This window comes from Pseudarthrobacter oxydans, assembly GCF_013314975.1.
In the GTDB taxonomy this organism is placed as follows: Bacteria; Actinomycetota; Actinomycetes; order Actinomycetales; family Micrococcaceae; genus Arthrobacter; species Arthrobacter oxydans.
The window spans coordinates 56,626-80,975 of the sequence record NZ_JABTYH010000011.1 but is presented as its reverse complement, the minus strand read 5'-3'; the positions used below and the strand labels follow the sequence as shown (position 1 = coordinate 80,975).

The window sequence follows — 24,350 nt, the reverse complement described above, 5'->3', positions numbered from 1 at the left end:
GGATTGGTAACCATGACCGACGCAGCATCAGCGGGTGCCCCTCAGGCCAGTGACCAGTACGTCCAGTCCCTGGCCCGCGGGCTCGCCGTCATCCGTGCATTCGATACGGACCACCCGATGATGACCCTGACGGAGGTGGCAGCCCGCACCGGGCTGACGCGCGCCACTGCCCGGCGGTTCCTGCACACCCTGGTGGAGCTGGGCTACGTGCGGACGGACGGCAAAACCTTCGCGCTGACGGCCAAGGTGCTCCAGCTGGGCTACGCGTACCTGTCCGGGCTGTCGCTGCCGCAGATGGCGCAGCCGCACCTTGAGGAACTGTCCCTGAAACTGGGGGAGTCCACCTCTGCGGCGGTGCTCGACGGGACGGACATCGCCTACATCGCCCGGGTGACCACCCGCCGGATCATGAACGTGGGCATTACCGTGGGCACCCGCTTCCCGGCGTACGCAACGTCAATGGGCCGCGTGCTGCTCGCCGGGCTGCCTCCGGCGGACCTGAAGGCCTACCTGGCCACGGCCGAGATCAAGCCGCTGACCCCGCGCGCCCTGGGCACCGCCAAGGACCTTCTGCCAGTCCTTGAGACGGTCCGGGCGCAGGGCTGGTGCCTGCTGGACCAGGAGCTGGAGCTGGGCCTGATGTCCGTGGCGGCCCCTGTGTACGACAGGTCCCGGGTAGTGGCAGCCGTCAACGTGTCCCTGCAGGCCCAGTCCGTGGCCGCCAAGCCGGGCCCTGACGCCTTCCTGGCCTCGGTGGCACAGGAGATCATTGCGACGGCGAAACTCATCTCCGCCGATCTCAGCGCCCGGGGTTAGCCGCCCCAAGGGGGTGGACGCCGCCCGCGCCTAGCTCCCCTGCCGGAGCAAGGACAGGAAATGCTGCCTCATGCGTGCGCGGTCCGGTTCCACGCCCGTGATGAGGCGGAAGGCGTCCACCGCCTGGCCCACGGCCATGTGGCCGCCGTCCAGCACACGGCACCCTTTGGCGCCGGCGGCCTTGACCAGTTCGGTTTCGATCGGACGGTAGACGATATCGGCCACCCAGTGCCGGGACTGGAGCAGGTCCCCGTCCAGGGGCATGCCCGGATGGGCGTGCATGCCCACGGGAGTGGCATGCACCAGGCCGTCAGCCTCGGACATCAGATCCCCTATCTCGCCGATCGGCCGCCACTCGATGTTCCTGCCCGGAAAGATCCGCGCGAGGGCCTCGGCCCGCTCCCGGGACCGGGCGGGATCCAGGTCCAGGACGCACAGGTGCTGCGCTCCTGCCGCCAGGAGCGCATAGGCCGTAGCGGCCCCGGCGCCGCCCGCGCCCAGCTGCACAACATGTCCAAGGGATGCTCCGGGGAGGCCTTCCTCGAGGGCGGAGCCAAATCCGGAGTAATCGGTGTTGTGGCCGATGAACTTGCCATCACGGATAAGGACGGTGTTGACCGCTTCCAGCCGCGCCGCATCGTCCGAAAGATCATCAAGGTACCTAAGGACAACCTGTTTGGCTGGAACGGTGATGTTAAAAGCATTGAAGCCCAGGTCGCGTCCGGCCGAGAGCAGGGTGCCCGCGTCGTCCGCCGGACGTGCCAGGACGGTCAGGTCGACGGTCCGGTAGATGTACCGCAGCCCGTGATGGTCGGCTTCCCGCTCGTGGAGGGCGGGGGTCAGGGAGTGCGTGGTTCCTTCGCCGATCAACCCCACCACGTACGACTCCGCCGGAGTACTCATTCTGTCCACCTTCCGGCCCCGCCAGTGCGAAGCGTCCTTGGGTCGGATTGCCTGGTCACAATTTCGGCCGCGGCCTTGTTCCGGGCCTCGATGTGAACTAGATTACAACTACTGTACGTCTTATGCACACATGTTCGTAATGCGCACAAAGTCCCAGGCGAGGCGCACTGTCGGAGAAGACAGCCGGCAGCCTTGTCGGAGTACGGGTATCAAAGGAGAAAACCGTAGTGAAAACCCTTCTAAAATCACTCGCAGTGGGCACGGCGGGGTTGCTTGCGCTGACCGGCTGCGCCTCGGGCAGCAACAGCAGTTCCGAAGCCGACTTCCCTGCACAGGACATCCGGCTGACCGTTCCGTGGGCCGCAGGCGGCTCGGGGGACCTGACGGCCCGTACCATCGCACCGCTGCTGGAAAAAGAGCTGGGCGTCGAAGTCATCGTCGAAAACAAGCCGGGAGCCAACGGATCGGTGGCCTACAACTGGCTGAAGGACCAAAAGCCGGACGGATACAACCTCTCGATGATGGGCGTAGAGGTGGCCACCCTGCAGTTCCAGGATTACGACATCGACCCGTCCAACTACGCGCCGATTGGCCAGGGCCTGGCCGGACCCGGTGCCATCGCTGTCCCGGTGGACAGCCCCTACAAGTCGCTCAAGGACCTCGTCGCGGACGCCAAGGCCAACCCCGGCAAGGTCACCTACTCCAGCCCGGGCGTCGGCTCGGTTTGGGATTCCCCCGCCCAGGGCCTCCAGGAACTGGCCGGAATCGAACTCACATCTGTCCCGTTTGACGGCTCAGCCCCGGCAGTTGCTGCTGCGGCGGCCGGTGACGTCGATTTCTCGATCGATGCGATCGGCACGCAGAAGAACCAGGTGGACGCAGGCAAGCTCCGTTACCTGGCCATGCTGACCGAGGAACGGGATCCAAAGAACCCGGATGTCCCCACCGCCAAGGAAGAAGGAATCGACCTGCAGAACGCTTCATGGGTGGGAATCATGGCTCCGGCCGGTACGCCCGAGGAAGTGGTCAGCAAGCTCTCCACCGCCATGGGCAAGGCTGTTGAGGACCCGGAATACAAGAAGGTCATCGAAGGGTCCAACCTCGTGCCTACCTTCAAGGACGCGGAGGAGATGAAGGCTTTCCTTGACGAGGAAGCCGACCGTTACGGACCGTGGATCAAGCTCGCGCAGGGCAAGTAGCGCAGGGCACACACTTCGAGGCAGACGGGCCGGCCGGCCTTCCGCTGGCCGGCCCCTACTGAGGAACCGCAATGAACGATCACACAGCAACAGGGCCGCCGGCAGGCCTCAACCCAACAGACCCTGAGCAGGACCACGCCGAAGCCCATATCCACCCGGCGTCCGAGGTGCTGGTCACGGACCGCGCGCACCGGCTCAGGGAACTGGTTCCGGCCGCCGTCACCATAGGCCTCGGCGTTCTCATTCTGGTGCTCGCCCAGGGCATCCGTTCGGGGGTCCGGGTGGAACTCGGGCCTCCCTTCTGGCCCACCATGCTCGCATGGAGCCTTATCGTCCTCGGCGTCCTGCAGGTGGTGGTCAACGTGCTGCGCGGGGTCAGCCGGGCAAACCTCCCTGATCCGCTCAGCGGCTGGGGCATCGGCCGGATGCTGCTGACGGCCGTGATCCTGGTGGGCTACCTCCTGCTATGGAACGTCCTCCAGTTCTGGTTGATTACGTTCGCAACGAGCGTCGCGCTGACGGCCCTCTACGGCGGCCGGGGCTGGAGGCCGCTGCTCGTGTTCCCGGCCATCGTTACGGCCGTCCTCCATTTCCTTTTTGTCGTCGCATTGCGGGTGAACCTATGATCCAGATCGCTGCCTCGCCCGTCACGGACGGCATCATGACCGTCCTCCAGGTGGATACCCTTCTCTACATAGGCCTGGGCATCCTGGTGGGCATGCTCGTGGGTGCCTTCCCGGGTGTGACTGCCACCATGGCCGTGGCTCTGGCCAGCGGTTTCACGCTGACGCTGGAACCCATCCAGGGCCTCGCCGTGCTGCTGACCATCTACGTGGCCGCCCAGTTCGGGGACCGGGTGCCGGCCATCCTCATCAACACCCCGGGCACCCCTGCCTCCATTTCCACAACCTTTGACGGCTATCCGCTTGCCCTGAAGGGACAGGCGGGCCTGGCCCTGACGACGTCCGCCTTCGGCTCGGCCTTCGGCATGCTTTTTGGCATCCTCATCCTGGCGGTCGCCGCGGTGCCCCTTTCGGAATTCGCCCGCCAGTTCGGGCCGCCGGAAATGTTCGCGCTGGTGGTTTTTGGCCTGACCATGATGGTGGGTGTCTCCTCGGGACGGATCCTCAAGGGCCTTGCCGCCGGAGCCTTCGGTCTCCTGCTGGCCACCGTGGGCCGTGATCCCATCACCGGTGACGCCCGCTTCACCCTCAATGTCCTGGAACTGAACGGCGGCGTGCCCTTCATCCCGGTCATCATCGGGTTCTTCGGCGTGGCGGAAGTCCTCAACCAGATTCTCACCAGGCGCAGGCACCTGCACCAGGTCAAGCCCGTCACCCAGCTGGGCCAGTGGATGCCGGGACGGAAACTGATGCAGCGGCTGCTCAAGCCAATGGGAATCGGTGCGGTGACCGGATCCGTCGTCGGCCTTGTCCCGGCCGTGGGCGGCGACATCGCAGGCATCATCGCGTGGGACAACGCCAGGAAAGTCTCCAAGCACCCGGAGGAGTTCGGCAAGGGCTCCCTTGAGGGCCTGACTGCCGGCGATACCTCCAGCACGGCAACCCTGGGCGGCAGCGTGACCACCACCATGGCGCTCGGCGTCCCCGGTGATTCCGTCATGGCCGTCATGATCGGATCCATGATGATCTGGGGCATCCAGCCGGGGCCCAGCCTCTTCAGCAGCCGGCCGGACCTTGTCTCCTCGCTGGTCACGATCATGCTGATCGCCACCATCCTGACCCTCGGGCTGAGCCTCCTGCGCATGCGCGGCATGGTCAAACTGCTTGAACTGCCCAGCCACTACCTGTGGGTCATCATCCTGATTTTCTGCATGGTGGGGACGTATTCCATCAACAACAGCGTCTTCGATGTGTTCATGATGATGATCTTCGGGGCCGTGGGGCTGTTCATGCTGCGGTTCGGTTTCCCTGCAGGACCTGCTGTTCTGGGCCTGATCCTGGGCCCCCTGGCCGAGGCAAACCTGCGCCGCGCGCTCATCACCGACGGGTGGGCATCCGTCTTCACCAGCCCCATTGCGCTGGTGCTCCTTGCCATCTCTGCCGCCGCACTGGTTGTCCCTCCCCTCCGCGCGCAGCTGAAGCGGCGCAAGGCAGTGGGCGCCGGAGCGGACCAGGCGAAGGTTTCGAGCTAGCTACGCTCAGGGACACCGGGCCCACCGAGGCGGGCCCGGTGTCCTGTATTTTTTCGGAAGGGCAGGAAGTCCATGGAAGAAGAACATCCGGCGTACTTTGTGAAGTCGGTCGGGAAGGCCTTTGACGTCCTCAGGGCGTTCACTTCGGAAACCCCCCGCCTGACCGTCTCCCAAATCGCGGCGGCGACGGACATAACGCGTGCCTCTGCCCGGCGGTTCCTGCTGACGCTGGCGGACCTGGGGTACCTGCGGACGGATGGACAGACTTTTGAACTGACCGCCCGTTCCCTGGAGCTGGGTTCCTCCTTCCTCTCCATCCTGTCCCTTCCCCGGGTGGCCGAGCCGCACCTCAAACTGCTGGCGTCCGAGCTCGGCGAGACGGCGTCCCTTTGCGTGCTTGATGGGGCGGACGTCGCGTATGTCGCCTGTGTCCCCTCCCCACGGCTCCTCAACGTGTCCATCAGCGTGGGCACCAGGTTTCCGGCGTGGGCGACGTCCATGGGCCGGGTGCTCCTCGCCGCACTGCCGGCCGGCAGGCTGGAGGCGTACTACGAATCGGTCCACCTGCAGCGGTTTACCGAGCACTCCGTCGGCAGCCTCGAGGCCCTCAAGGACGAGGTCAGCCTTGCCCGGAGCCAGGGGTGGTCCATGGTGTCCCAGGAACTGGAGAACGGCCTCCGCGGCGTTGCCGTTCCCATCTGGTGCGGAGACGAGGCTGTCGGCGCTGTCAACGTCTCATTGCAGACACACCGCGCCGCCCAGGACGTGATCGAACAGGCAGTTGTCCCGCTCCTCCAGGAAACAGCGCGTGAGATAGGGCTGGACTACCAGGGCCGGCCGGCAAAACGCCTCGGCGGCGTGGAAGTGCTTCGGCCCGCGATGGCGGACACGCCAGGCTGACGCGGCCCGGGCGGACACGCCAGGCTGACGCGGCCCGGGCGGCACGCACGCCCGCGGCGCCGGCGAACCGGCCGCCCTTGCCCCGGAGCGGCAGCAGTGCCACTGTGGCTTATGGCCACCGAAGCCGACGTCCGCAGGATTGCCCTGGCGATGCCGGGCGTCACGGAGCGGCCCAGCTGGGGCCAGCCCGCATGGTTCGCCAGGACCCTGATGGCCCGCATCTGGGAACCCGGAGTCCTCACCGTCAAGACTGGCGAACGCGAGGCCCTGGCGGGAACGGAGCCGGAAACATACTTCTGGACCCCGCATCACGAGCGTTCCCCCCAGCTGGTGCTGGTGCGGCTGGACGGGATCGGCGGGGAGCTGCTCGCGGAACTCCTGCAGGATTCCTACCGGCTGGCGGGCGGGGAACAGAGCAACCGCAAGCGGCCGTAAGGTAACTGTTTGCCACCCAAGCAGGCCGCACTACTCCCGCGGCACCGGTGCGGGCCATAGACTCAAGCCAACTACGTGCAGCAGCGCCGCTCCGCGAAGCCGGCTGGTCCAGGTCAACCAGGAACGGCCCGGCAGGGCGGCGCTCGCGCATCCATGCAGCGAGGGGAGTCAGCGGGTGAAACTGGGCATACCGCGGGAACGCCGGGAGGGTGAACGGCGGGTGGCCGCCACGCCGGAAACGGTCAAGCAGCTGGCGGCGCTCGGCGTCGAGATACTCCTCGAGGAAGACGCAGGCGCGGCGGCCGGGTACCCGGACCTCGCGTACAGCCAGGCGGGTGCACGCATTGTCTCCGAGCTCGATCCCGCCCAGCTGGACGTCCTTGCCCACGTCCGGCCCCTCGACCCGGACACAGCCCGGTCCCTGAAAAGGGGAGCCGCCACCGTGGGGCTCGCATCGCCGTCGTCCGAACTGCCAACCGTCCAGGCGCTCGCCGACGCCGGCGTCACATCCTTCGCCCTGGAACTCGTGCCCCGCATCTCCCGGGCCCAGTCCATGGACGCACTCAGCTCCCAGGCCCTTGTGGCCGGGTACCGCTGCGTCCTTGAGGCGGCGATCCGGCTGCCCCGGTTCTTTCCGCTGTACATGACCGCCGCCGGCACCGTCCCGCCCGCCCGGGTGCTGGTGCTGGGGGCCGGGGTGGCGGGCCTGCAGGCCATCGGCACAGCCAAGCGCCTCGGAGCGCGGGTCTTCGCCAACGACATCCGCCCCGCCTCCGCGGACGAGGTAGCCTCCATGGGCGGCACCTTCATCCGGCTGGACCTCGAAACGGCGGAGGCCGCCGGCGGCTACGCCCGCCAGCTCAGTTCCGACGCCGGCACCCGGCAGCGCCAGCTGCTGGCACCGCATGTGGCGCAGGCCGACGTGCTGATTACGACGGCGGCCGTCCCCGGCAGGCGGGCACCGCTCCTGGTCACACGGGAGATGGTGCAGGGCATGCGGGCCGGGTCGGTGGTTGTCGACCTCGCGGCCGAGTCGGGCGGCAACGTGGAAGGCGTCGTGGCGGGCCAGGACGTTCCCATACCCACCGCTGACGGCTCCGGCAACGTCTTGCTGGTCGGCCTGAAGGACGCACCCTCCGCCATGGCGTCGGATGCTTCGCGCCTGTACGCGAAGAATGTCGCCAACCTGCTGGTGCTGATGGTCAGGGACGGTGCGCTCGCTCCCGATTTCAGTGACGAGGTCATCGCCGGGGCCTGCCTCACCCACGACGGCACGGTGCGGCACCAGCCGACGGCGGACCTGCTGGCCGAGCGGGCCGGCTCCCGGCGGGAAGGGGCGCTCTGATGGACGGTATGAGCCTGCTGACCATTACGGTCCTGGCCGTCTTTGTCGGCTTCGAGGTGGTGTCCAAGGTCTCCAGCACCCTGCACACCCCGCTGATGTCCGGCGCCAATGCCATCCACGGCATCATCCTGGTGGGCGCCATCATCGTCGCCGGCCAGGCTGCAGACCCCTGGGTGCTCGCCGTGGCGCTCCTCGCCGTTGTCCTTGCCACGGCCAACCTGGTGGGCGGCTTTGTAGTGACCGACCGGATGCTGCACATGTTCCATGCGCGCAAAGAGGCCGGCACCAGGCAGGCCACCCGGAAGGCGGACGGCAAATGAACCTCCTGGATCCTGTGTGGACGTCGCTGCTGTACCTGGTCGCCGCCGTCTTCTTCATCCTGGCGCTGCGCGGGCTCAGTTCCCCGCGGACCGCCCGCCGCGGCAACCTGATCGGCGCCGCAGGGGCGCTGATCGCCGTCGTCACCGTGTTCCTGTCCTCGCGGCTGGAGAACATCCCCTGGATCCTGGCGGCCATTGTGGTGGGGTCGGCCGTGGCCGCCCCTGTGGCCCGGCGGGTCAAGATGACGCAGATGCCGCAGCTGGTGGCCCTCTTCAACGGCGTGGGCGGCGGCGCCGCAGCGCTGGTGGCGCTCCTGGAACTCAGCCATGCCGGCGATCCCTGGGTGCGCCTGGCCATCGTCTTCACCCTCCTGGTGGGTGCCGTGTCCTTCGCCGGTTCGGGGGTTACGTTCGCGAAGCTCCAGGAACTGATGACCACCCGGCCGGTGGTGTTCCCCGGACTGCCGGCGGTGATGGCCGCGGTGCTGCTCGCCGCCGTGGCGGCGGCCGCCGCCGTCGTTTTTACCGGCTCCCTTCCGCTCGCGTCGCTGTTGCTGGTGCTGGGACTGGCCGCCGGCATCCTGCTGGTGCTGCCGGTGGGCGGTGCCGACGTCCCCATCGTCATCTCGCTGCTGAACGCCTTCACCGGCCTTGCCGTGGCAGCCTCCGGCCTGGTGCTGGGCAACGTGCTGCTGGTGGTGGCCGGCACGCTGGTGGGCGCCTCGGGCACCATCCTCACCCGGGCCATGGCGGCGGCTATGGGCCGCAGCGTGGCGGGCATCCTGTTCGGAGCGTTCAGGGGAGGTTCGACGGCGGGATCCACCGCCGTGAGCGAGCGTCCCGTCCGTTCCTCCAGCGCGGAGGACGTTGCGGTCCTGCTCGGCTACGCGCAGCGCGTCATCATTGTTCCCGGCTATGGACTGGCCGTGGCTCAGGGCCAGCACACCGCGGCCGAGCTCGCGCTGGCCCTGGAAAGCCGCGGCATTGAGGTGGACTTTGCCATCCATCCCGTTGCGGGCCGGATGCCCGGGCACATGAACGTGCTGCTGGCCGAGGCCAACGTGCCGTACGAGTCGCTCAAGGAAATGGGGGAGATCAACCCGGAGTTCAAGACGGCCGATGTGGCGCTGGTGGTGGGCGCGAACGACGTCGTGAACCCGGCCGCCAAGACGTCCGCGGGCTCACCCATTTACGGCATGCCCATCCTGGAAGTGGCGGAGGCCCGGCAGGTGGTGTTCCTCAAGCGTTCCATGCGGCCCGGGTTCGCCGGGATCGAGAATGACCTGCTGTACGAGCCGCAGACGTCGTTACTGTTCGGCGACGCCAAGGACTCGCTGGCCCAGGTGCTCGGGGCCGTCAAAGCACTGTAGCCGCGTACCCAGTGCGGGGCTGCTGCCGGCCTGCGCCGAACCCCGGGCGGGGCAGGCTAGTCTTCTCTCAGACGTAGCCATTTCACTTGCCACCAGAGGACACCATGACGGCCAACAGCTCCACCTCACCCCAGCGCGCCGCAATCATCGTCAATCCCGCCAAGCCGGTGGATATCGATGTGCGCGGCCTGGTGGCAAAGCACTGCGTGGAGAACGGCTGGGGCGAGCCGCTCTGGTTCGAAACCACCAAGGAGGATCCCGGCGTCGGCCAGGCTAAGGAAGCGCTCGCGCAGGGGGCGGACATTGTGATCGCCGCCGGCGGCGATGGCACCGTCCGGTGCGTGGCCGAGGTGCTGTCTGGTGGGGATGTGCCCATGGGGCTGCTCCCGCTGGGTACCGGCAACCTCCTGGCCCGCAACCTCGGCATGGACGTCACTGATTACGACGGCGCCATGGCCGGGGCCCTGATCGGCACCGAGCGGAAGATCGACGTGGTCCGTGCCCGCCGCAGCGACCCGGACATGGAGCAGCTGTTCCTGGTGATGGCCGGGGTGGGCTACGACGCCACCATCATGGCCGACACCAACGAGGAACTGAAGGACAAGGTGGGCTGGCTGGCGTACGTGGACGCCGGTATCCGGAACCTGCCCGGCAATCCGGTCAAAGCCACCATTGTGATCGACGGGAAGCCGGCTGTCCGCCGCGGCGTCCGCAGCGTCATGGTGGGCAACTGCGGCAAGGTCCAGGGCGGCCTGGAGATCTTCCCCGAGGCAAAGGTGGACGACGGCCTGCTGGACGTTGCCGTGCTGGCGCCCCACCACGGCAAGCTGGGCTGGCTCTCGGTGGTTGCCGGGATGATCGGCAAGGGCCGGGGGAAGGACACAGCCGTGGAGTACTTCCAGGGCAAAACAGTGGAGATCACCCTGGAAAACAAGGACGACTACCAGCTGGACGGCGACCACGAAGGCCAGAGCAAGCACGTGGTCATGACCATGGACCCGGCCGCCCTGACCCTCCGGATGTAGGGCTTCCTACCTGCTTGGCCGGGACGGAGCAGGCCGGTGCGCCAGGATCTCGGCGAGCTCCGCGAGGCGGTGGGCCCGGGCTGATTCAGCGGGAGTGAACGGTTCCCCCGGCCGCACAAAAGTGATGGGGCCGTGCCAGGCCGTCGGGATCTTAAGCCGGGTGCCGGCGTCGTGCCTTTCCAGCAGCGCCTCGGCAGGGGAAAGGATCCGTGCCCGCAGGAGCTCAGCCACGGCCAGCGGAAGCTCGTCCGGCGCATCAGCGATCCGCGCCGCCAGGCTCAGCGCCTTTGTCTGCCCGTCCGCCATCGCCAGCGCGGTGGTTGGCCACACGTGGGAGTGTGTACCGCCGGCCAGGTGCAGCGCCTCCAGCAGCTGGTATTCATCCACGTCGCCGGGCGTGGACAGCACAAACTCGTCCAGCACGCCGCCGGCCACCGGATGGACGTGGATGCTCAGGATATTGGTGTCCAGCCGGGCCAGGGCCTTGGTGACTTTCTGCAGCGCCCCCGGTTCATCCTGCAGGACGGTGCGTGCCCGCCACAACGCCGGCGCCCCGGTAAGCCGGCGCCGGTGCCGCAGCGCCGGTGCGTGCAGCCATCCGCGAAGCACCCGCGCCGCGGAGGGCTCAGCCACCCAGATGACCAGGACAGTGGCGGTAACGGTCAGCACAAGGACCTTGGCCAGGTAGGGAAGCGGGGTGTCCACCACCAGGGCGTGGACCAGGAGCTCGATCGGCAGCATCACGGCCACGTTGGCCAGGGTCAGCCGGGTCCTTGTTGGTTCGGGCATCAGGCCGCAGACTTCGCAGCTCAGTTCAGACGCGGGGGTCTTGCTTGCACCGGGCTTCATGGTCCAAGGATCGCGTGGTGCTGTTTCGGCGGTGTTGCCCGGCCGTTCCGATCGTGCGAAGCATGGCGGGCGTAGGATTTTTGATGGAACGTCAGCGCGGCCGCCCGTCTCACCAAAAACAGATCCCAGACGCCCGGCACCGCAGGAAGGCCCCGCTCCACGTGAAGATGCTCGCCGAGATGTTCAGCATTGCCCCCGCCAACAAGGACCACCACCCGGCCCTCAGATGCGCGGTGGGTGTCTTCGTGCCGCTCTTCACGCTTGTGCTGCTGGGCCGGCTGGACCTTGCCATCTTCGCGTCGTTCGGGGCTTTCACCGGCATCTACGGCCGCGGCGAACCCCACGGCATCCGTTTCGCGCTGCAGCTGCGGGCCGGTTTGCTGATGCTGCTGGTCATTCTCCTCGCAGCGCTCGCTGCCCGGGCCGGCGGAGCCTGGGGGCTGGACCCCGCCGGGACCACGTGGCTCCTGGTCCTGGCCACCACGCTGGTGGCAGGCGGCTGTTCGGTGGCTATCTCGTGGTTCCGCCTGCGCCCGGCCGGGTCCCTCTTCCATATCTTTGCGTTCGCGGCCATTGCCTCCATCCCCAACCAGCCGCCGCTGTGGGAGGGCATGCTGGTAGCCGCCCTCACCACCGCCTTCTGCCTGCTGATCGGGTTCTCCTCCCGGATCCTGCCCAGCCGCCGGACAGCATGGTCCCGGCCGCGCCCCATCCGCCGCACGCCCGACGAGAAGCGCGCTGCCCTGCTTGAGGGCTTGGGCTACCTGGTGGCTGCCGGGCTGGCCGGTGCGCTGGCCACCTGGGCCGGCAGCCGCCTTGGGTTCGGCCACAACTACTGGGCCATGGTGGCCGCCGTCGTTCCGCTGGTGGGCCACACCACCCGCCACCGGGTCCGCCGCGGGGTGCAAAGGATCATCGGCACCGTGCTGGGGCTTGTGGTGATGGCGGGCATCCTGCTGCTGGGCCTGCAGCCGTGGCAGACCGTCCTGGTCATGGCGCTGTGCCAGTTCGGCGCCGAGATGTTCATCATCCGGCAGTACCTGCTGGCCCAGATCTTCGTCACGCCCCTGGCGCTGGTGTCCACCCTCCTCGTGGTCCCCGCATCGCCAACCATCCTGCTCCGGGACCGCATCATTGAAACGGTGATCGGCGCCGCCGTCGGCATCGCCGTGGTCCTGGCCCCGGGCGGGTGGCGCCGCCTCCGTGGACGCACGACGGCGGCACCGGCCAACGTGCCATAGCCGCCTCACCTGCCACGAAGGTAGGCTGGAATCGTCCCATTCAACGGAAGCGGTGCGTGCGGTGGCGAATTCTGCCTCGGGTGATTCGGTGGTGGACCGCATTGTCCGCCTGCTTTCCGCCTTCCCGGAGGATGTCAGCGCCCTGCAGCTGTCCGAACTGGCCGAACGCTCGGGCCTGCCGCTCACCACAGCCCACCGGCTGGTCCGCCAGCTCGCGGCCCACGGCCTCCTGGACGCCGGCCCCGGCGGCCTGGTGCGCCCCGGCTTGCGGCTCTGGGAACTGGTCAACCGCACCGCACCCACCCTTGCCCTGCGGCAGGCGGCCATGCCGTTCATGGAGGACATCCAGCAGGTCCTCAACCAGAATGTGAACCTGGCCGTGCTGGACGGCTGGGATGCGCTTTTTGTTGAACGGTTGTCCCGCCTCGGGTCCGTGGCCAACCGGGCCAGGGTGGCCGGCCGGATGCCCGTCCATACCTCGTCCGCGGGACTGGCGCTGATGGCCCACCAGGACAGGCTGCTGCAAAGCCAGTACCTGGACCAGTTCGCGGACCCGGACGGGAAGGTCGCCACCGATGCTGTCCGGGTGTTGCTCAGCGAAACGTTCCACCAGGGCTTTGCCCAGCTGAAGGGCGTGGTGGACCCGGACACGTGGGGGATCGCCGTCCCCGTGCTGGACCCCCGCCAGCGCGCGGTGGCCTCGCTCGGCGTCGTGGTCCCTTTGCGCGAGATGCGCCTGCAGGCACTGGTGCCCGCACTGCAGACAGCAGCCAGGGGTATTGCGCGCAGGCTGAACGACGCGTAGTCCGCCGCCCAGCGTCCGGCTCCTTCTGTTGAACGGAATTCATGTAACGCCGCTCACCTGCCGGAGCGCACACTGTTGGCAGAAGCACCACACGGCCGCGCAGCAGCGGCCCCGCAACGAAGCGAGAAAACCATGCCCCGCACCATCATCACCACCCAGGTGGCCATCATGGGCGCAGGCCCTGCCGGCCTGATGCTGTCCCACTTGCTGGCCAAGGCCGGCATCGAGTCCACCGTCATTGAAGTCCGCAGCCACAAGGACATCTCGGAGACCGTCCGGGCGGGCATCCTGGAGCACGGCACCGTCAACATGCTCGTGGACAGCGGCGTCTCGGACCGGGTGCTGCGCGACGGCGACCGGCACGACGGCATCGAACTGCGGTTCAACGGCGAGAGCCACCGCGTGGACTTCAAGGACCTGGTGGGGGAGTCCGTCTGGCTCTACCCGCAGACCGACGTGTTCCTGGACCTCGCCGCCCGCAGGAAGGCCGACGGCGGCGACGTCCGCTACAGCGTCACGGACACCACCGTGCATGACCTGGAAGGGAAGCCAAGGGCCTGGTTCACGGACGCCGAAGGGGTGGAGTTTGAGATCCAGGCCGACTTCCTGGTGGGTGCCGACGGGTCCCGCAGCCACTGCCGCTTCCAGATACCCGAGGCCAGCCGCAAGTGGTACTTCCACGAGTACCCGTTTGCCTGGTTCGGCATCCTGGCCGAGGCTCCGCGCAGCGCTGACGAGTTGATCTACGCCAACTCCGCCAACGGTTTTGCCCTGATCAGCCAGCGGACCGAGACCGTCCAGCGCATGTACTTCCAGTGCGATCCCAAGGAGAACGTGGCGGAGTGGGATGACGACCGGATCTGGGCGGAGTTCCGCAGCAGGGTCAACGGCAACGGTTTTGAGCTCAAGGAGGGCCCGGTCATCGACAAGATGGTCCTGCCCTTCCGCAGCTTCGTTCATACGCCCATGCGCCACGGCAACCTGTTCCTCGCCGGCGACGCCGCCCACACGGTCCCGCCCACTGGCGCCAAAGGCCTCAACCTCGCCATCCACGACGTCAAGATGCTCTTCGAGGGTCTGGATACCCATTACAACTCTGGCTCTGACCACCTGCTGGACTCCTTCAGCGACCGCGCCCTGGAGCGGGTGTGGAAGGCGCAGCAGTTCTCCTACTGGATGACCACCATGCTGCACACCCCCGCCGATGCGGACGACTTCTCCCGGGCACGCCAGCTCGGCGAGCTCAACTCCGTGGTGTCGTCCAGGCACGGCATGGCCTACCTGGCGGAGGCCTACACCGGCTGGCCCGGCCACGCCTGACACGCTCCGGGGAAAGGGGCGACGGCGGGAGGCGCCTTAGGGGGCGAGCAGCCGGCGGACTGCGGCTGCGATGGACGCGGCATCAGGCCGCTCGTCCCGCCTGACCGTGAGCAGGTGGAGCAGGACGCCGTCGCCGTAATCCGCCAGGTCCCGTGCCCGGGCGGCTGCATCGGGCACCCCCAGCGCGGTGAGGGCCGGGACCAGGCCGCCCACCAGCCGGAAATGCCCGGCAGTCACCGCTTCCGGCCGGTCCAGCGAAAGGGCCAGCCGGGCGCGGGTCAGGCCCGCGTGCTCGCCGGCCAGCGCCAGCAGCATGGAAGCCAGTTGGCCCGCAAGTTCCTCGAGGTTCCGCGGCGGACCAGCCGCTCCCTGGTCCCGGAGCAGCTGGGTGTCCAGGTGCTCCAGGCGGTCCAGCACCGCTTCCACCAGGGCGGTTCGGTTGCGGAAATAGTTGGAGGTGGTCCCTTCCGCCACCTGCGCGGCGGCGTCCACGGCCCGGTGGGTAAGGCCCTTCATTCCTTTGTCAGCCACGACGGCCAGGGCGGCATCAAGGAGATGGGTCCGGCGGTCAGGCATGCGCCCAGTGTAATTGACCCCTTCCGGATCACTACAAAAGTAGTAAAATTACGTGCATGGACACAATCTCGATTGTTGGCGGCGGCATTGCCGGCCTGGCGCTGGCCGCGGCCCTGGACCACAGCCGGTTCCAGGTGACGCTGTACGAGAAACGGCCTGGGCTGCCGGCCGTGGGCCACGCGCTGGGGATGTGGCCCAACGCCCAACGTGCCCTTGCGCGGCTGGGAGTCCTTGAAGAGGCGCGGGCGGTCAGCCCGGTGCTCGGCAGCGGATCGGTCCGTGACGCCCAGGGAGAGCCCTGGATCACCGTCAACGCGGGGGAGATGTTTGGCATTTCCCGGGCTGACCTGCTGCGGTTGCTGGACGGTGCCGTCCCGGGAACCGTCCGCCGGATCACCAGCACCGTCAGGTCACTTCCCGACGACGGCAGCCTAGTGGTCGGTGCTGACGGCGTGCACAGCGCAGTCCGGCGGGAGGTCTGGGGCGCCGGAACGGAGGCCCGCCTCACCCCGTATCTCGCCCTCCGCGGGACCCTGCCTGCTCCGGTCAGCCAGGACGAGGTGGGCGAATACTGGGGCCGCGGCGACCTGTTCGGCATGGCTGCCGCCCGGGGAGGGTCCTTCTGGTGGGCCAGCTACCGGTCCGCGATGGGCCCGTACGGAATTGACGCAGCATCAGCCCTGGAATACGCCCGGGAGCGCTATTCCAGCCACGCGCCCGCCATCCGCCGCACGCTGGCCGCAGCCACGCCCGAAGCATGCCTGGTCCAGCGGATCTGGACAGTTCCACATCTTGGCTCCTACGTCCGCGGGCGGACCGTGCTCATCGGCGATGCCGCCCACGCCATGCTGCCCACCCTGGGGCGCGGCGCCTGCGAGTCGCTGGTGGATGCCGTAACACTGGCTGACCTCCTCAACACGCTGCCCGAAGGCCACGCACTGCGTGCCTACGACCGGCAGCGTCGGCCAAGGACCCGCGCCCTCAGCCTGGCGTCCTCTGCCATGGGGCGCGTCGCCTTTGCGGACGGTGCCCAGCCGCTGCGTGACGGCCTCCTCAAGCTGGCCCGACGGCGGAACGCCCGCGCCGCCGTCGTCAGCGGTTCCGCCGGCTGATCAGCGCACGGGAGCTGCAGGCTGCGCGGCGTCCTCCCCGGCCACCGGCGTTCCGGGAAGCCCCGGACCGGGAACCTGGGAGGCCGGCGGGACGGCTGGCAGCTTCTTCTTCCGGGACCGCTCCCGGCTGGAGCGGCCATAGACGAGATACATGGTCACACCGGTGATGACCATCAGCAGCACCGTGTAGACGAACGTGTTGGCGACTCCGTCAACGCCCTCCGCGCCGTCGGTATTGGCCTTGATGACCAGGCCCAGCGGCTGGACCAGGGGGTGGGCCAGGAAGATCGCGGTGTCGTAGTCGTCCAGCAGGCTGTTGAAGTTCAGCGCCGTGATGGCGGCGGCCGCCGGGAGCACAAGCGGCAGGAGGATCCGCCGGAAGACGTACAGGGTCTTGGCGCCCATGATGGCCGCAGCCTCCTCCAAGGAGGAGTTGACCGAGGCGAAGGACGCCTTGAGCATGCGCAGCGTGAACGGGATCTTGACTGTGACAAAAGCGATCAGCAGGATCACGGTGGTCCCGGTGAGGACTGCCCCGCCCACCAGGGGATTGGGGTGGTCGTAGCTGATGATGAGGCCCAGGGCCAGGAGCGCGGACGGCAGGATCCACGGAATGTGGAGCAGGTATTCGAAGACCGAGGCTACCCAGTTCTTGTACTTCTGCAGCAGCCGGGCCACAAACAGGAGCCCGCCCACGGCGATCAATGCCGCCAGGGCGCTGTACACCACGCTCACAATGAACGGCCGCAGCCCGGACTGCTGGGTCAGGACCCGCTGGTAGTTCTCCAGCGTAAGGCTGCCAAACGCCAGCTCGCCCGTCTGGATCGCGGCGCCGTCGGCAAAGGAGTACAGCACAATCAGCACCACCGGCAGCGTGTACACCGCAAACAGCAGGTAGGCCACCGCGTGGACCACCACGTTGGCCACAGGGTTGGTGATGTCCTGCTTCTGCAGCGCCGAGGACACCTTGGACACCGAAAAGTACGTGCCGCCCTTTTCCAGCCGGGACATCACGGCGAGCATCAGGATGGTGGCCAGGCCCAGGATCACGGCCAGCAGCGCCGCCAGGTCCCGCGAGGTGGGGCTGTTGGTGAACGTCAGGATCATCGGGGTGATGGTCTGGAAGTCGCGTCCGCCGAGCACCTGCGGAGCGCTCAGGGCGCCGAGCCCGGTCAGGAAGGACAGGATGGTGACGGCGAACAGGGTCGGCTTAAGCATCGGCAGCACGATCCGCCGCAGGATGGTCCAGGTGGACGCCCCCAGGTTCCGGGCCGCTTCAATGGTCTGGTAGTCAACGCCTTTCAGGGCGTTGGCCACGAACAGCATGTGGTTGGTGGTGGTGGCGAACGTCATCACTACCAGGACGGCGAAGAAACCGGAGAACCACGCGGGGTCCATGCCGGGAAACACCTTGACCAGCAGGGACGTGACAATTCCCTTGTCCCCGTAGATGAACTTGTATCCGGCAGCCAGGACGATGCCGCCGTAGATGAAGGTGGACGCATACCCCAGGAAAAGGATCCTGGAACCGCGGATCCGGAAGTAGTGCGTCACCAGGACAATGAACACGCCCACCAGGTTCACCGTGATGGACAAGGCCACCGCCAGCAGGAAGCTGTTGCCCAGCGCCTTCATGGCGCGCTGGGACGAGAAGAGCTTTTCCGCGGCCCGCCCGGAAAAGCTGCCGTCCGGGAAGAACGTCGCGATCAGGACGTTGATGTTGGGCCAGACCAGGAATGCCGCGATGAACCAGGTCAGGACGGCCCCCACGATCAGTACGAAGGGGGAGCGGACCATGGCGCGAACCGCCGTGCTGCTCATGGCAGGACTGCTGCAGGGTCCCGCTGCCGAAGGGCGGCGCCTGTGTCCGGGTGGTACTGCAGAACGTGGGCAGGCTGCAGGTACACAGTGGTTTCGGTGCCGGGTCCGTGGTGGGCGCCGCCTTCTTCCTTCACCAGGAGGCGGATGTCGGCGCCGTGGCTGCGCACCACGTACCGGCTGTGAAGGCCGTGGTAGGTGCGGGACACCACCGTGCCGGGAAGTCCGACGGCGGCCCCTCCTTCAGTCGCGGGACTCAAGGACGCCTTTTCCACCCGCAGGTAGGAGTTGGCGTCCGGGCTGAGCCCCGCCCCTGAGAGCCGGTTCAGCTCCGCTACGAACTCCGGCGTCAAGGCCGAGCTGTCCCCGATGAAGTTGCAGACGAACTCCGTGGCCGAATGGTCGTAGATCTCCTGCGGCGTCCCCACCTGCTCCACCACGCCCTTGTTGAACACGGCTACCCGGTCGCTCATGGCCAGGGCCTCGTCCTGGTCGTGGGTGACGTACACCGTGGTGATCCCGAACTCGCTCTGCAAGTCCTTGAGCTGCTGGCGGAGCTGGTGGCGCAGCTTGGCATCCAGGTTGGACAGCGGCTCGTCCAGCAGGAGGATCTTGGGCCGCAGCACCAGGGCCCTCGCCACCGCCACGCGCTGCTGCTGCCCGCCGGACAGCTCAGCGACGTTCTTGGACAGCTGTTCATCGCTGAGTTCCACCCGCCGGGCAATGTCCCGGACCAGGCGGTCGCTGTCCGCAGGTTTTTCCTTCCGGACCCGCAGCCCGAAGGCGATGTTTTCCCACACGCTCATGCTGGGGAAGAGGGCATAGTTCTGGAACACCATGCCCACCTGCCTCTTGTCGCTGGGAAGCCGGGTGACGTCCTTGCCGTCAACGTGCACTGTGCCGCTGGAGGGCTGGATGAAGCCCGCCAGCGTGCGCAGCGCCGTCGTCTTCCCGCAGCCGGACGGCCCCAGGAGGGTGAAGAACTCCCCCGGGAGTACGTGCAGGTCAAGGCTCGGGATGGCGGTGAAATCACCAAAGGAAACTTCGATGTTGTCCAAGCGGATCATGGCAAACCTGTCTGGTGAATCGAAACGGGGTGGACGGAGCCGGGTTACGTCATGTACTCGAGTTCGATCTTTTCCACCCAGGCGCCCATGTTTTCCTGCACGAAGTCCCAGTCGATGTCCTGCTGCTTGAGGTCCGCGAAGAAGTCCACCACCTCCGGATTGGCCTGGGCCGCGGCCTCCTTGTTCACCGGCATCGCGTTGAACTGCTGGGCAAACTCGCCCTGCACTTCGGCGCTGCCGAACCAGTCGATGAACTTCTGGGTCTGTTCCTTCTTTTCCGTGCCCTTCACCAGGGCGATCTGTTCCACGGCCAGCGGGACGCCAACGGACGGGACCACTGTTTCCACGTTGACGTTGAAGGACTTTTCGCGCTCGGCGATGATCGAGGACGGCATCTGGCCCATGTCCACTTCACCGGACGCGATCCGGGCAAAGAGGTCGGTCTTCGCAACGGCGGGGCTGCCGTTCTGGAAGTACTGCTCCACCTGCTTCCAGCCTTCGTCCGAGACCCCAAGGTCGCCGGAGTCGTCCTGGTAGCGGCTGAGGATGCCGGCGAAGACCAGTTGTGCCGTTGCGGTGCCCAGGCCGGTTACCCGCTCGTAGCGGTCCTTGAACTCGTCCTTGGTCCACAGGTCGGTCCAGTCCTGCGGCGCTTTGTCCGCCGGGATCTTGTCCGAGTTGTAGCCGAGGAGGATGGCCTGCTTGACCAGCGGCCAGTATGTTTCACCGTCGCCCAGTTCCTTGTCCACCTCGCCCGCCCACGACGGTTCGTAGGCCTCCAGGGCGTCCTCGGCCTGGATCTGCGAGAAGTACATGTTGTTGAGCCCGAACGCGACGTCGGCGATCGGGTTGTTCTTCTCCGCGATCAGCTTGTTGGTGGCATCAGCACCGCCCGCGCCGACGATCTCGATCTTGAAGCCGGCCTCGGCGGCCTTGGCGGTCCACCATTCCCCGCGGCCCTCGCCGTTGGAGTTGGTGTAAACCACCAGGGTGTCCCCGGATCCGCCAGCCGGGGCTGAGGAGGCATCACCTGACGCCGCGGGCGATGCGCCACCTCCTCCGCATCCGGCAAGAAGGGTGACGGCGACGGCGGCGGCAACCAAAGTCTTCAATGTACGCACGATCTGGACTCATTTCTGGACTGGAATCGGAGCATGTCCGGCAAGCCTAACGCCGGGCAGGCGGAATTCACGGCTGTTATGGCTATCGATTCGATAAACAGCCCGGCTGGTTACTCTGGTCCAGTCAAAGGAACGGCCGGGGGCGTGCGGGTAAACAGGCGGTGAAGCGTCAGCGGTTACTGTGCGTCTCCAGTGAGTGTCTCCGTCAGGTGGTGGGTGGGGATCCTGTCCCGGTCGTAGGTGATTTCCGTGTAGCCGTGCGGCTCCGGCCTCCCTGACGGGCTGAGGTTCACGAAGACGATTTCCTCGATGGTGAGGATGCTCTGGCGGGTAATCATGTTGCGGACCTCGGCGCGCATGGTCAGGGATGTCCGGCCGAAGCGCGTGGCAGTCAGCCCCATTTCGATCAGGTCGCCCTGCACCGCGGAGCTGACAAAGTTAATCTCCGAGATGTACTTCGTGACGGCGCGCCCGTTACCCAGCTGGAGGATCGCGTAGATGGCCGCTTCCTCGTCGATCCACTTCAGCAGGCTGCCGCCGAACAGCGTCCCGTTTGCGTTCAGGTCCTCGGGCCGGACCCACTTGCGGGTGCGGAAGGTGATGTCTGCTGTTTCCATAGGGCGAGGTTAGCCGAGGCGCTGCAGCGGCACCCACTGTGACGACGTCCGCCCCGGGTGACGGGACGCCGGCCTAGGCCATGGCGGTCTGGGCGGCGCTGCGGGCATTGATGCTCTTGGCGTAGCAGTACGAGTGCGCCACCCCAATGTAGGGCCCAAAGTTGGGAACGGCCTCAAATCCCGAGTTTTCGTAGAAGTTCCGGCCGTCCGGCTGGGCAGATCCCGCTTCGGCCTTGATGCGCGTGTAACCAAGCTTGAACGCTTCTGCCTCGAGGGCCGCCAGTATCGAGCTGGCCACGCCTGAGCCGCGGGTGTAGGGGAGGACATACAGGCGTTTGATCTCCGCGGTGGTGGCGTCGATCATCCGCAGCCCGCCGCACCCCACGGGTTGGCCCGAGCCTTTGTCGTAGGCCACCAGGAAGACGGCACAGTCCGCGCTCGACGGCGGCGGGCCGGGTTCGTGGTCAGGGGTACCGAAGCGGGCGTCGAGTTCGGCCTGCTGCGCGCGCCTCAGGTCAGCGCCTACGGGGTTTGACCAGGGCACCTGCCTGATGTTCAACCGCGGGTTGGTCTGCATTCTGCCTCGCTTCGCCGAAGGGTTATGCAAACCTAGGCTAGGAGGGGGCGGTTACGCCGGTGTTTCCTGCCGGTTAGTTCCCGGAGAACGCATCGCGACCCGCCTCCTGCAAGTTACTTGGCTGCCTAGTTATCAGCTGGTCTAATATGATTGCATGCGTTCTACGGGTAATGAGGGTTCCGGGTATTGGTACGGGCCCGACGGTCAGTTGGATTACAGCGCCGCGGTGTTGAAGTCCCTGCGGGACTACCGGACCGCTGAAACGGCGGTCCGCCGCTCCACCCGCGACTCCATGGGAATGGGGGAGACGGATATTCTGGCCCTTCGCTACCTGCTGCGGGTGCAGGCCTCCGGAAAGTCCGTCGTGCCCAAGGACATCAGCCAGTTCCTCGGCATCACCAGCGCTTCCACCACATCCCTTATCGACCGGCTCGTGGCCAGCGGGCATGTCCGCCGCGAGGCCCACCCCACCGACAGGCGTTCCGTCATTGTGGTCCCCACCGTCGAGTCCGACAGGGAGGTGCGCCTGACCCTTGGCAATATGCACCGCGAAATGATGGCGGTAGCCGAGGGCCTCTCGGCGGACGAGGCGCGGGTTGTGGTGGAGTTTCTGGGCCGGATGACCGAAGCGCTCCAGAAGTCACACCCGGACGAAAAAAGTATCTAGCCTGACTAGCTAGATTGACTAGCAATATGTATGCTTACGAATAATCCCGAACATTTACCTCCGGAGTCGTGAGCGTGTTGGTTACCTTTACTGAGCTTTTGCCCTTGGAGTCTTCTGCGACGAGCCCTGCCTCCAGCACGCAGTGGCCGTCGGACGGCGCGGGCAGCGGCGCCGCCTTCCATTGCGGAACCGCTATGGACCTGGTTACTCCCGCTGTGGGGCCAGCCGCCGTCGTCTACTCGTTCGAACCTGAGGATGGCGGTCCCGTCCAGCTCCCGCCCGTGTGGCGCTGCGGTTGCGGCTTCCAGCTGGACGCGTGGATCCGCTCCCCTTATGCCCGCGCATTCCAGGCCGGAACCGCTGTGGACCTGCCGAACACCGCGGCCCTCTCCGCATGAGCGCCCCCTCCCCGGCGCACAGGCAGCCACCAGGCGAGCACGCCCTGGGCGGGCCCGTGGTGGCGGGCCGCTACCAGCTCAGGGACCTCCTGGGCCGCGGCACGCTGGCCCAGGTTTTCCGGGCCGCCGACCTTGACGGCGGCCCGGATGTGGCCGTCAAAGTGGCAGTTGACGACTCCGCGAAGCATTTCGAGAGGATCAGCAATGAGGCCGCGGTCCTGGCCGCCCTCAGCCACCCTTCGATTGTCAGGTTTATCGGACTGGGTGTTGTCCCCGCCGGAACACCGCTGGCGGGGCGGCCGTTCCTGGTGGAGGAGCTCGCCCTGGGCCCGAGCCTTTCGGAGGCGGTCCGCAACAGCCGGCACCATCCCGACGCCGTCGCCGGCTGGGCGCGCGGGCTCTTCGAAGCCCTGGCCCACCTTCACGGAGAAGGGCTGGTCCACCGGGACATCAAACCCGCCAACCTGATGCTGAGCGGCCTGCGGCGGAGCCCGGTGCGCATTGTCGACTTCGGCATCGTCGCGGCCGCAGGCTCACCTGCGGAACCGGGTGTCTCATCAGGAACTGTGCACTACATGAGCCCCGAGCAGGCCTCGGGAGGACCCGTTCGTCCTTCCTGGGACGTCTACGCTATGGGTCTGGTGCTCCTGGAGCTCCTCACCGGATCCAAGGCGTTTCCCGGGACGGCCATCGAGTCGCTCGTGGCCAGGACCCTCCGCAGTCCCCAGGTGCCGGATTCCTTGGGTCCCGGCTGGTCTTCCTTCATCCGGTCCCTGACCGCTATGGACAGTGCGGGAAGGCCGACGGCGGCGGAGGCCGCGGGCATGGCCGCGCGGCTCATGCCCGTACCCGTCGACCAGGCCAGCAGCCCCTGCCGCAGAATGGCGGTTTTTCCCGCCCGCCGGATCCGGCAGCTGACCTAAGACCCGGCGGTGTCCTGCCCGGTGGGGTCTTCCGCGGTGGGATCGGCCAGGGCGAGACCGCCCACCGGGCTGCCGTCCCAGTGGAGCAGTTTCCAGCCGCGGTCCGGGTCGCCTTCCAGCGCCACGATCCCGGTATTGGCCAGCACATGCCGTGCCGCGAACTCATGGTCCGCGTCCTCCGCCCGGCGTCCCGCCCAGGTCCGGATGGCAGCGCCATGGCTCACGACGGCCGCCGCCTCGTGCCGCTGGTCGAGCGCCCGCTCCACCACCCGGCGGATGGCGGCGTCAAAGCGGTCAAAGAAGGTATGGCCGTCAGGGCCGGCAGGCATCCTCCGGTCCAGGTCCCCCGCCGCCCAGGAGAAGACAGTTCCCATGTAGCGCTTGTGGGACTCCTCGTCCGTGAGCTTCTCCAGGGACCCGGCTTCGATCTCGTGCAGGCCGTCCAGCACCTCGACCTCCAGGCTATGCAACCGGCCCAGCGGTGCAGCTGTGATCTGGGTCCTGATCAGTGTGGACGCATACAGGGCGCCGATGGGTTCGTTCGCCAGCGAGCGGGCCATCGCCTCGGCCTGGCGTTTGCCCAGTTCTGTGAGGCCGGGCCCCGGGTGCTCAGTGTCCAGCTGGCCGAGCACGTTACCGGGGGTTTGTCCGTGGCGGATGAGCAGCAACTTCATGCTTCCAGTCTCGCACTTCCGGCACGGTTGGATGACCCGCACCGGAAGGCGCCGGGCCCCTTGGGAGCCCGGCGCCGCCGTCGTACTCTACTGCCATCCGCGGTACTGCAGCGGGAG

26 protein-coding genes are annotated in these 24,350 nt (G+C 67.1%); 17 read left to right on the top strand and 9 right to left on the bottom strand.

What is annotated here, in order from left to right:
• The first annotated feature begins 12 nt into the window (after positions 1–12).
• Positions 13–816 (top strand): IclR family transcriptional regulator domain-containing protein, encoded by an 804-nt coding sequence (locus tag HTS88_RS09545; RefSeq protein ID WP_174177749.1) that lies wholly within the window; start codon positions 13–15, stop codon positions 814–816.
• A 30-nt stretch (positions 817–846) separates the two neighbouring features.
• Here HTS88_RS09545 and HTS88_RS09540 read toward each other — a convergent pair whose 3' ends face one another.
• Complete coding sequence (locus tag HTS88_RS09540) at positions 847–1,719, bottom strand: shikimate dehydrogenase (protein WP_174177747.1); 873 nt, start codon at positions 1,717–1,719, stop codon at positions 847–849.
• Between the two features lie 227 nt (positions 1,720–1,946).
• On the opposite strand from HTS88_RS09540, the gene HTS88_RS09535 reads away from it, so the two are divergent.
• From HTS88_RS09535 to HTS88_RS09495, 9 genes are all read left to right on the top strand, one after another.
• A complete protein-coding gene (locus HTS88_RS09535) occupies positions 1,947–2,918 on the top strand; it encodes a Bug family tripartite tricarboxylate transporter substrate binding protein (protein ID WP_174177745.1) in 972 nt (323 codons plus the stop codon).
• A 71-nt stretch (positions 2,919–2,989) separates the two neighbouring features.
• Positions 2,990–3,544 (top strand): tripartite tricarboxylate transporter TctB family protein, encoded by a 555-nt coding sequence (locus HTS88_RS09530; protein WP_174177743.1) that lies wholly within the window; start codon positions 2,990–2,992, stop codon positions 3,542–3,544.
• The gene (locus HTS88_RS09525; RefSeq protein WP_217432406.1) at positions 3,541–5,073 is read left to right on the top strand and encodes a tripartite tricarboxylate transporter permease; all 1,533 of its coding nucleotides are present in this window, start codon (positions 3,541–3,543) and stop codon (positions 5,071–5,073) included. Before HTS88_RS09530 ends, HTS88_RS09525 begins: the two co-directional genes overlap by 4 nt.
• A gap of 72 nt (positions 5,074–5,145) precedes the next feature.
• Positions 5,146–5,973 carry an IclR family transcriptional regulator domain-containing protein gene (locus HTS88_RS09520; RefSeq protein ID WP_174177741.1) on the top strand — a complete coding sequence of 276 codons (828 nt, stop codon included), beginning with the start codon at positions 5,146–5,148 and terminating at the stop codon, positions 5,971–5,973.
• A gap of 111 nt (positions 5,974–6,084) precedes the next feature.
• On the top strand, positions 6,085–6,408 hold the full coding sequence (locus tag HTS88_RS09515; protein ID WP_174177738.1) for an MmcQ/YjbR family DNA-binding protein: 324 nt from the start codon (positions 6,085–6,087) through the stop codon (positions 6,406–6,408).
• Positions 6,409–6,583: 175 nt separating this feature from the next.
• A complete protein-coding gene (locus HTS88_RS09510; protein ID WP_174177737.1) occupies positions 6,584–7,753 on the top strand; it encodes a Re/Si-specific NAD(P)(+) transhydrogenase subunit alpha in 1,170 nt (389 codons plus the stop codon).
• Complete coding sequence (locus HTS88_RS09505; protein WP_174177735.1) at positions 7,753–8,073, top strand: NAD(P) transhydrogenase subunit alpha part 2; 321 nt, start codon at positions 7,753–7,755, stop codon at positions 8,071–8,073. Before HTS88_RS09510 ends, HTS88_RS09505 begins: the two co-directional genes overlap by 1 nt.
• A complete protein-coding gene (locus HTS88_RS09500) occupies positions 8,070–9,443 on the top strand; it encodes an NAD(P)(+) transhydrogenase (Re/Si-specific) subunit beta (protein WP_174177733.1) in 1,374 nt (457 codons plus the stop codon). Before HTS88_RS09505 ends, HTS88_RS09500 begins: the two co-directional genes overlap by 4 nt.
• 104 nt (positions 9,444–9,547) lie before the next feature.
• Positions 9,548–10,468, top strand: a complete 921-nt coding sequence (locus tag HTS88_RS09495) for a diacylglycerol/lipid kinase family protein (RefSeq protein ID WP_174177731.1) — start codon at positions 9,548–9,550, stop codon at positions 10,466–10,468.
• A 6-nt stretch (positions 10,469–10,474) separates the two neighbouring features.
• On the opposite strand, the gene HTS88_RS09490 is transcribed toward HTS88_RS09495, so the two are convergent.
• A complete protein-coding gene (locus HTS88_RS09490) occupies positions 10,475–11,317 on the bottom strand; it encodes an ACT domain-containing protein (protein WP_174177729.1) in 843 nt (280 codons plus the stop codon).
• Positions 11,318–11,478: 161 nt separating this feature from the next.
• Between HTS88_RS09490 and HTS88_RS09485 the strand changes: the two genes are divergently transcribed.
• The 3 genes from HTS88_RS09485 (at position 11,479) to HTS88_RS09475 (ending at position 14,683) form a co-directional block, all read left to right on the top strand.
• Positions 11,479–12,558 (top strand): FUSC family protein, encoded by a 1,080-nt coding sequence (locus tag HTS88_RS09485; RefSeq protein ID WP_174177727.1) that lies wholly within the window; start codon positions 11,479–11,481, stop codon positions 12,556–12,558.
• A gap of 61 nt (positions 12,559–12,619) precedes the next feature.
• Complete coding sequence (locus HTS88_RS09480; protein WP_174177725.1) at positions 12,620–13,363, top strand: IclR family transcriptional regulator domain-containing protein; 744 nt, start codon at positions 12,620–12,622, stop codon at positions 13,361–13,363.
• A gap of 132 nt (positions 13,364–13,495) precedes the next feature.
• Positions 13,496–14,683: a 4-hydroxybenzoate 3-monooxygenase gene (locus HTS88_RS09475; protein ID WP_174177723.1), complete on the top strand. Its 1,188-nt coding sequence runs from the start codon at positions 13,496–13,498 to the stop codon at positions 14,681–14,683.
• Positions 14,684–14,719: 36 nt separating this feature from the next.
• Here the strand turns inward: HTS88_RS09475 and HTS88_RS09470 are convergent, their stop codons facing one another.
• Positions 14,720–15,259, bottom strand: coding sequence for a TetR/AcrR family transcriptional regulator (locus tag HTS88_RS09470; RefSeq protein WP_174177721.1), 540 nt, complete (start codon positions 15,257–15,259; stop codon positions 14,720–14,722).
• A gap of 56 nt (positions 15,260–15,315) precedes the next feature.
• Here HTS88_RS09470 and HTS88_RS09465 point away from each other — a divergent pair, with 56 nt between their 5' ends.
• Positions 15,316–16,371 (top strand): FAD-dependent monooxygenase, encoded by a 1,056-nt coding sequence (locus HTS88_RS09465; RefSeq protein WP_174177719.1) that lies wholly within the window; start codon positions 15,316–15,318, stop codon positions 16,369–16,371.
• On the opposite strand, the gene HTS88_RS09460 is transcribed toward HTS88_RS09465, so the two are convergent.
• From HTS88_RS09460 to HTS88_RS09440, 5 genes are all read right to left on the bottom strand, one after another.
• Positions 16,372–18,192 (bottom strand): ABC transporter permease, encoded by a 1,821-nt coding sequence (locus HTS88_RS09460; RefSeq protein ID WP_174177717.1) that lies wholly within the window; start codon positions 18,190–18,192, stop codon positions 16,372–16,374.
• Positions 18,189–19,256 carry an ABC transporter ATP-binding protein gene (locus tag HTS88_RS09455; RefSeq protein ID WP_174177715.1) on the bottom strand — a complete coding sequence of 356 codons (1,068 nt, stop codon included), beginning with the start codon at positions 19,254–19,256 and terminating at the stop codon, positions 18,189–18,191. The genes HTS88_RS09460 and HTS88_RS09455 overlap by 4 nt, the downstream gene beginning before the upstream one ends.
• A 44-nt stretch (positions 19,257–19,300) precedes the next feature.
• On the bottom strand, positions 19,301–20,377 hold the full coding sequence (locus tag HTS88_RS09450) for an extracellular solute-binding protein (protein WP_174177713.1): 1,077 nt from the start codon (positions 20,375–20,377) through the stop codon (positions 19,301–19,303).
• A 176-nt stretch (positions 20,378–20,553) separates the two neighbouring features.
• Positions 20,554–20,994 carry an acyl-CoA thioesterase gene (locus tag HTS88_RS09445; protein WP_174177711.1) on the bottom strand — a complete coding sequence of 147 codons (441 nt, stop codon included), beginning with the start codon at positions 20,992–20,994 and terminating at the stop codon, positions 20,554–20,556.
• A 73-nt stretch (positions 20,995–21,067) separates the two neighbouring features.
• Positions 21,068–21,571, bottom strand: coding sequence for a GNAT family N-acetyltransferase (locus tag HTS88_RS09440; protein ID WP_174177709.1), 504 nt, complete (start codon positions 21,569–21,571; stop codon positions 21,068–21,070).
• A gap of 154 nt (positions 21,572–21,725) precedes the next feature.
• Here HTS88_RS09440 and HTS88_RS09435 point away from each other — a divergent pair, with 154 nt between their 5' ends.
• The 3 genes from HTS88_RS09435 to HTS88_RS09425 all read left to right on the top strand — a co-directional run bounded on the left by HTS88_RS09435 (position 21,726) and on the right by HTS88_RS09425 (position 23,559).
• Positions 21,726–22,238, top strand: a complete 513-nt coding sequence (locus tag HTS88_RS09435) for a MarR family winged helix-turn-helix transcriptional regulator (RefSeq protein ID WP_174177707.1) — start codon at positions 21,726–21,728, stop codon at positions 22,236–22,238.
• Positions 22,239–22,342: 104 nt separating this feature from the next.
• Positions 22,343–22,636, top strand: a complete 294-nt coding sequence (locus tag HTS88_RS09430; RefSeq protein WP_246256130.1) for a hypothetical protein — start codon at positions 22,343–22,345, stop codon at positions 22,634–22,636.
• Positions 22,633–23,559: a serine/threonine-protein kinase gene (locus tag HTS88_RS09425; protein WP_174177705.1), complete on the top strand. Its 927-nt coding sequence runs from the start codon at positions 22,633–22,635 to the stop codon at positions 23,557–23,559. The genes HTS88_RS09430 and HTS88_RS09425 overlap by 4 nt, the downstream gene beginning before the upstream one ends.
• Here HTS88_RS09425 and HTS88_RS09420 read toward each other — a convergent pair.
• The gene (locus HTS88_RS09420; RefSeq protein ID WP_174177703.1) at positions 23,556–24,233 is read right to left on the bottom strand and encodes a histidine phosphatase family protein; all 678 of its coding nucleotides are present in this window, start codon (positions 24,231–24,233) and stop codon (positions 23,556–23,558) included. The genes HTS88_RS09425 and HTS88_RS09420 overlap by 4 nt on opposite strands.
• Positions 24,234–24,350 lie beyond the last annotated feature (117 nt).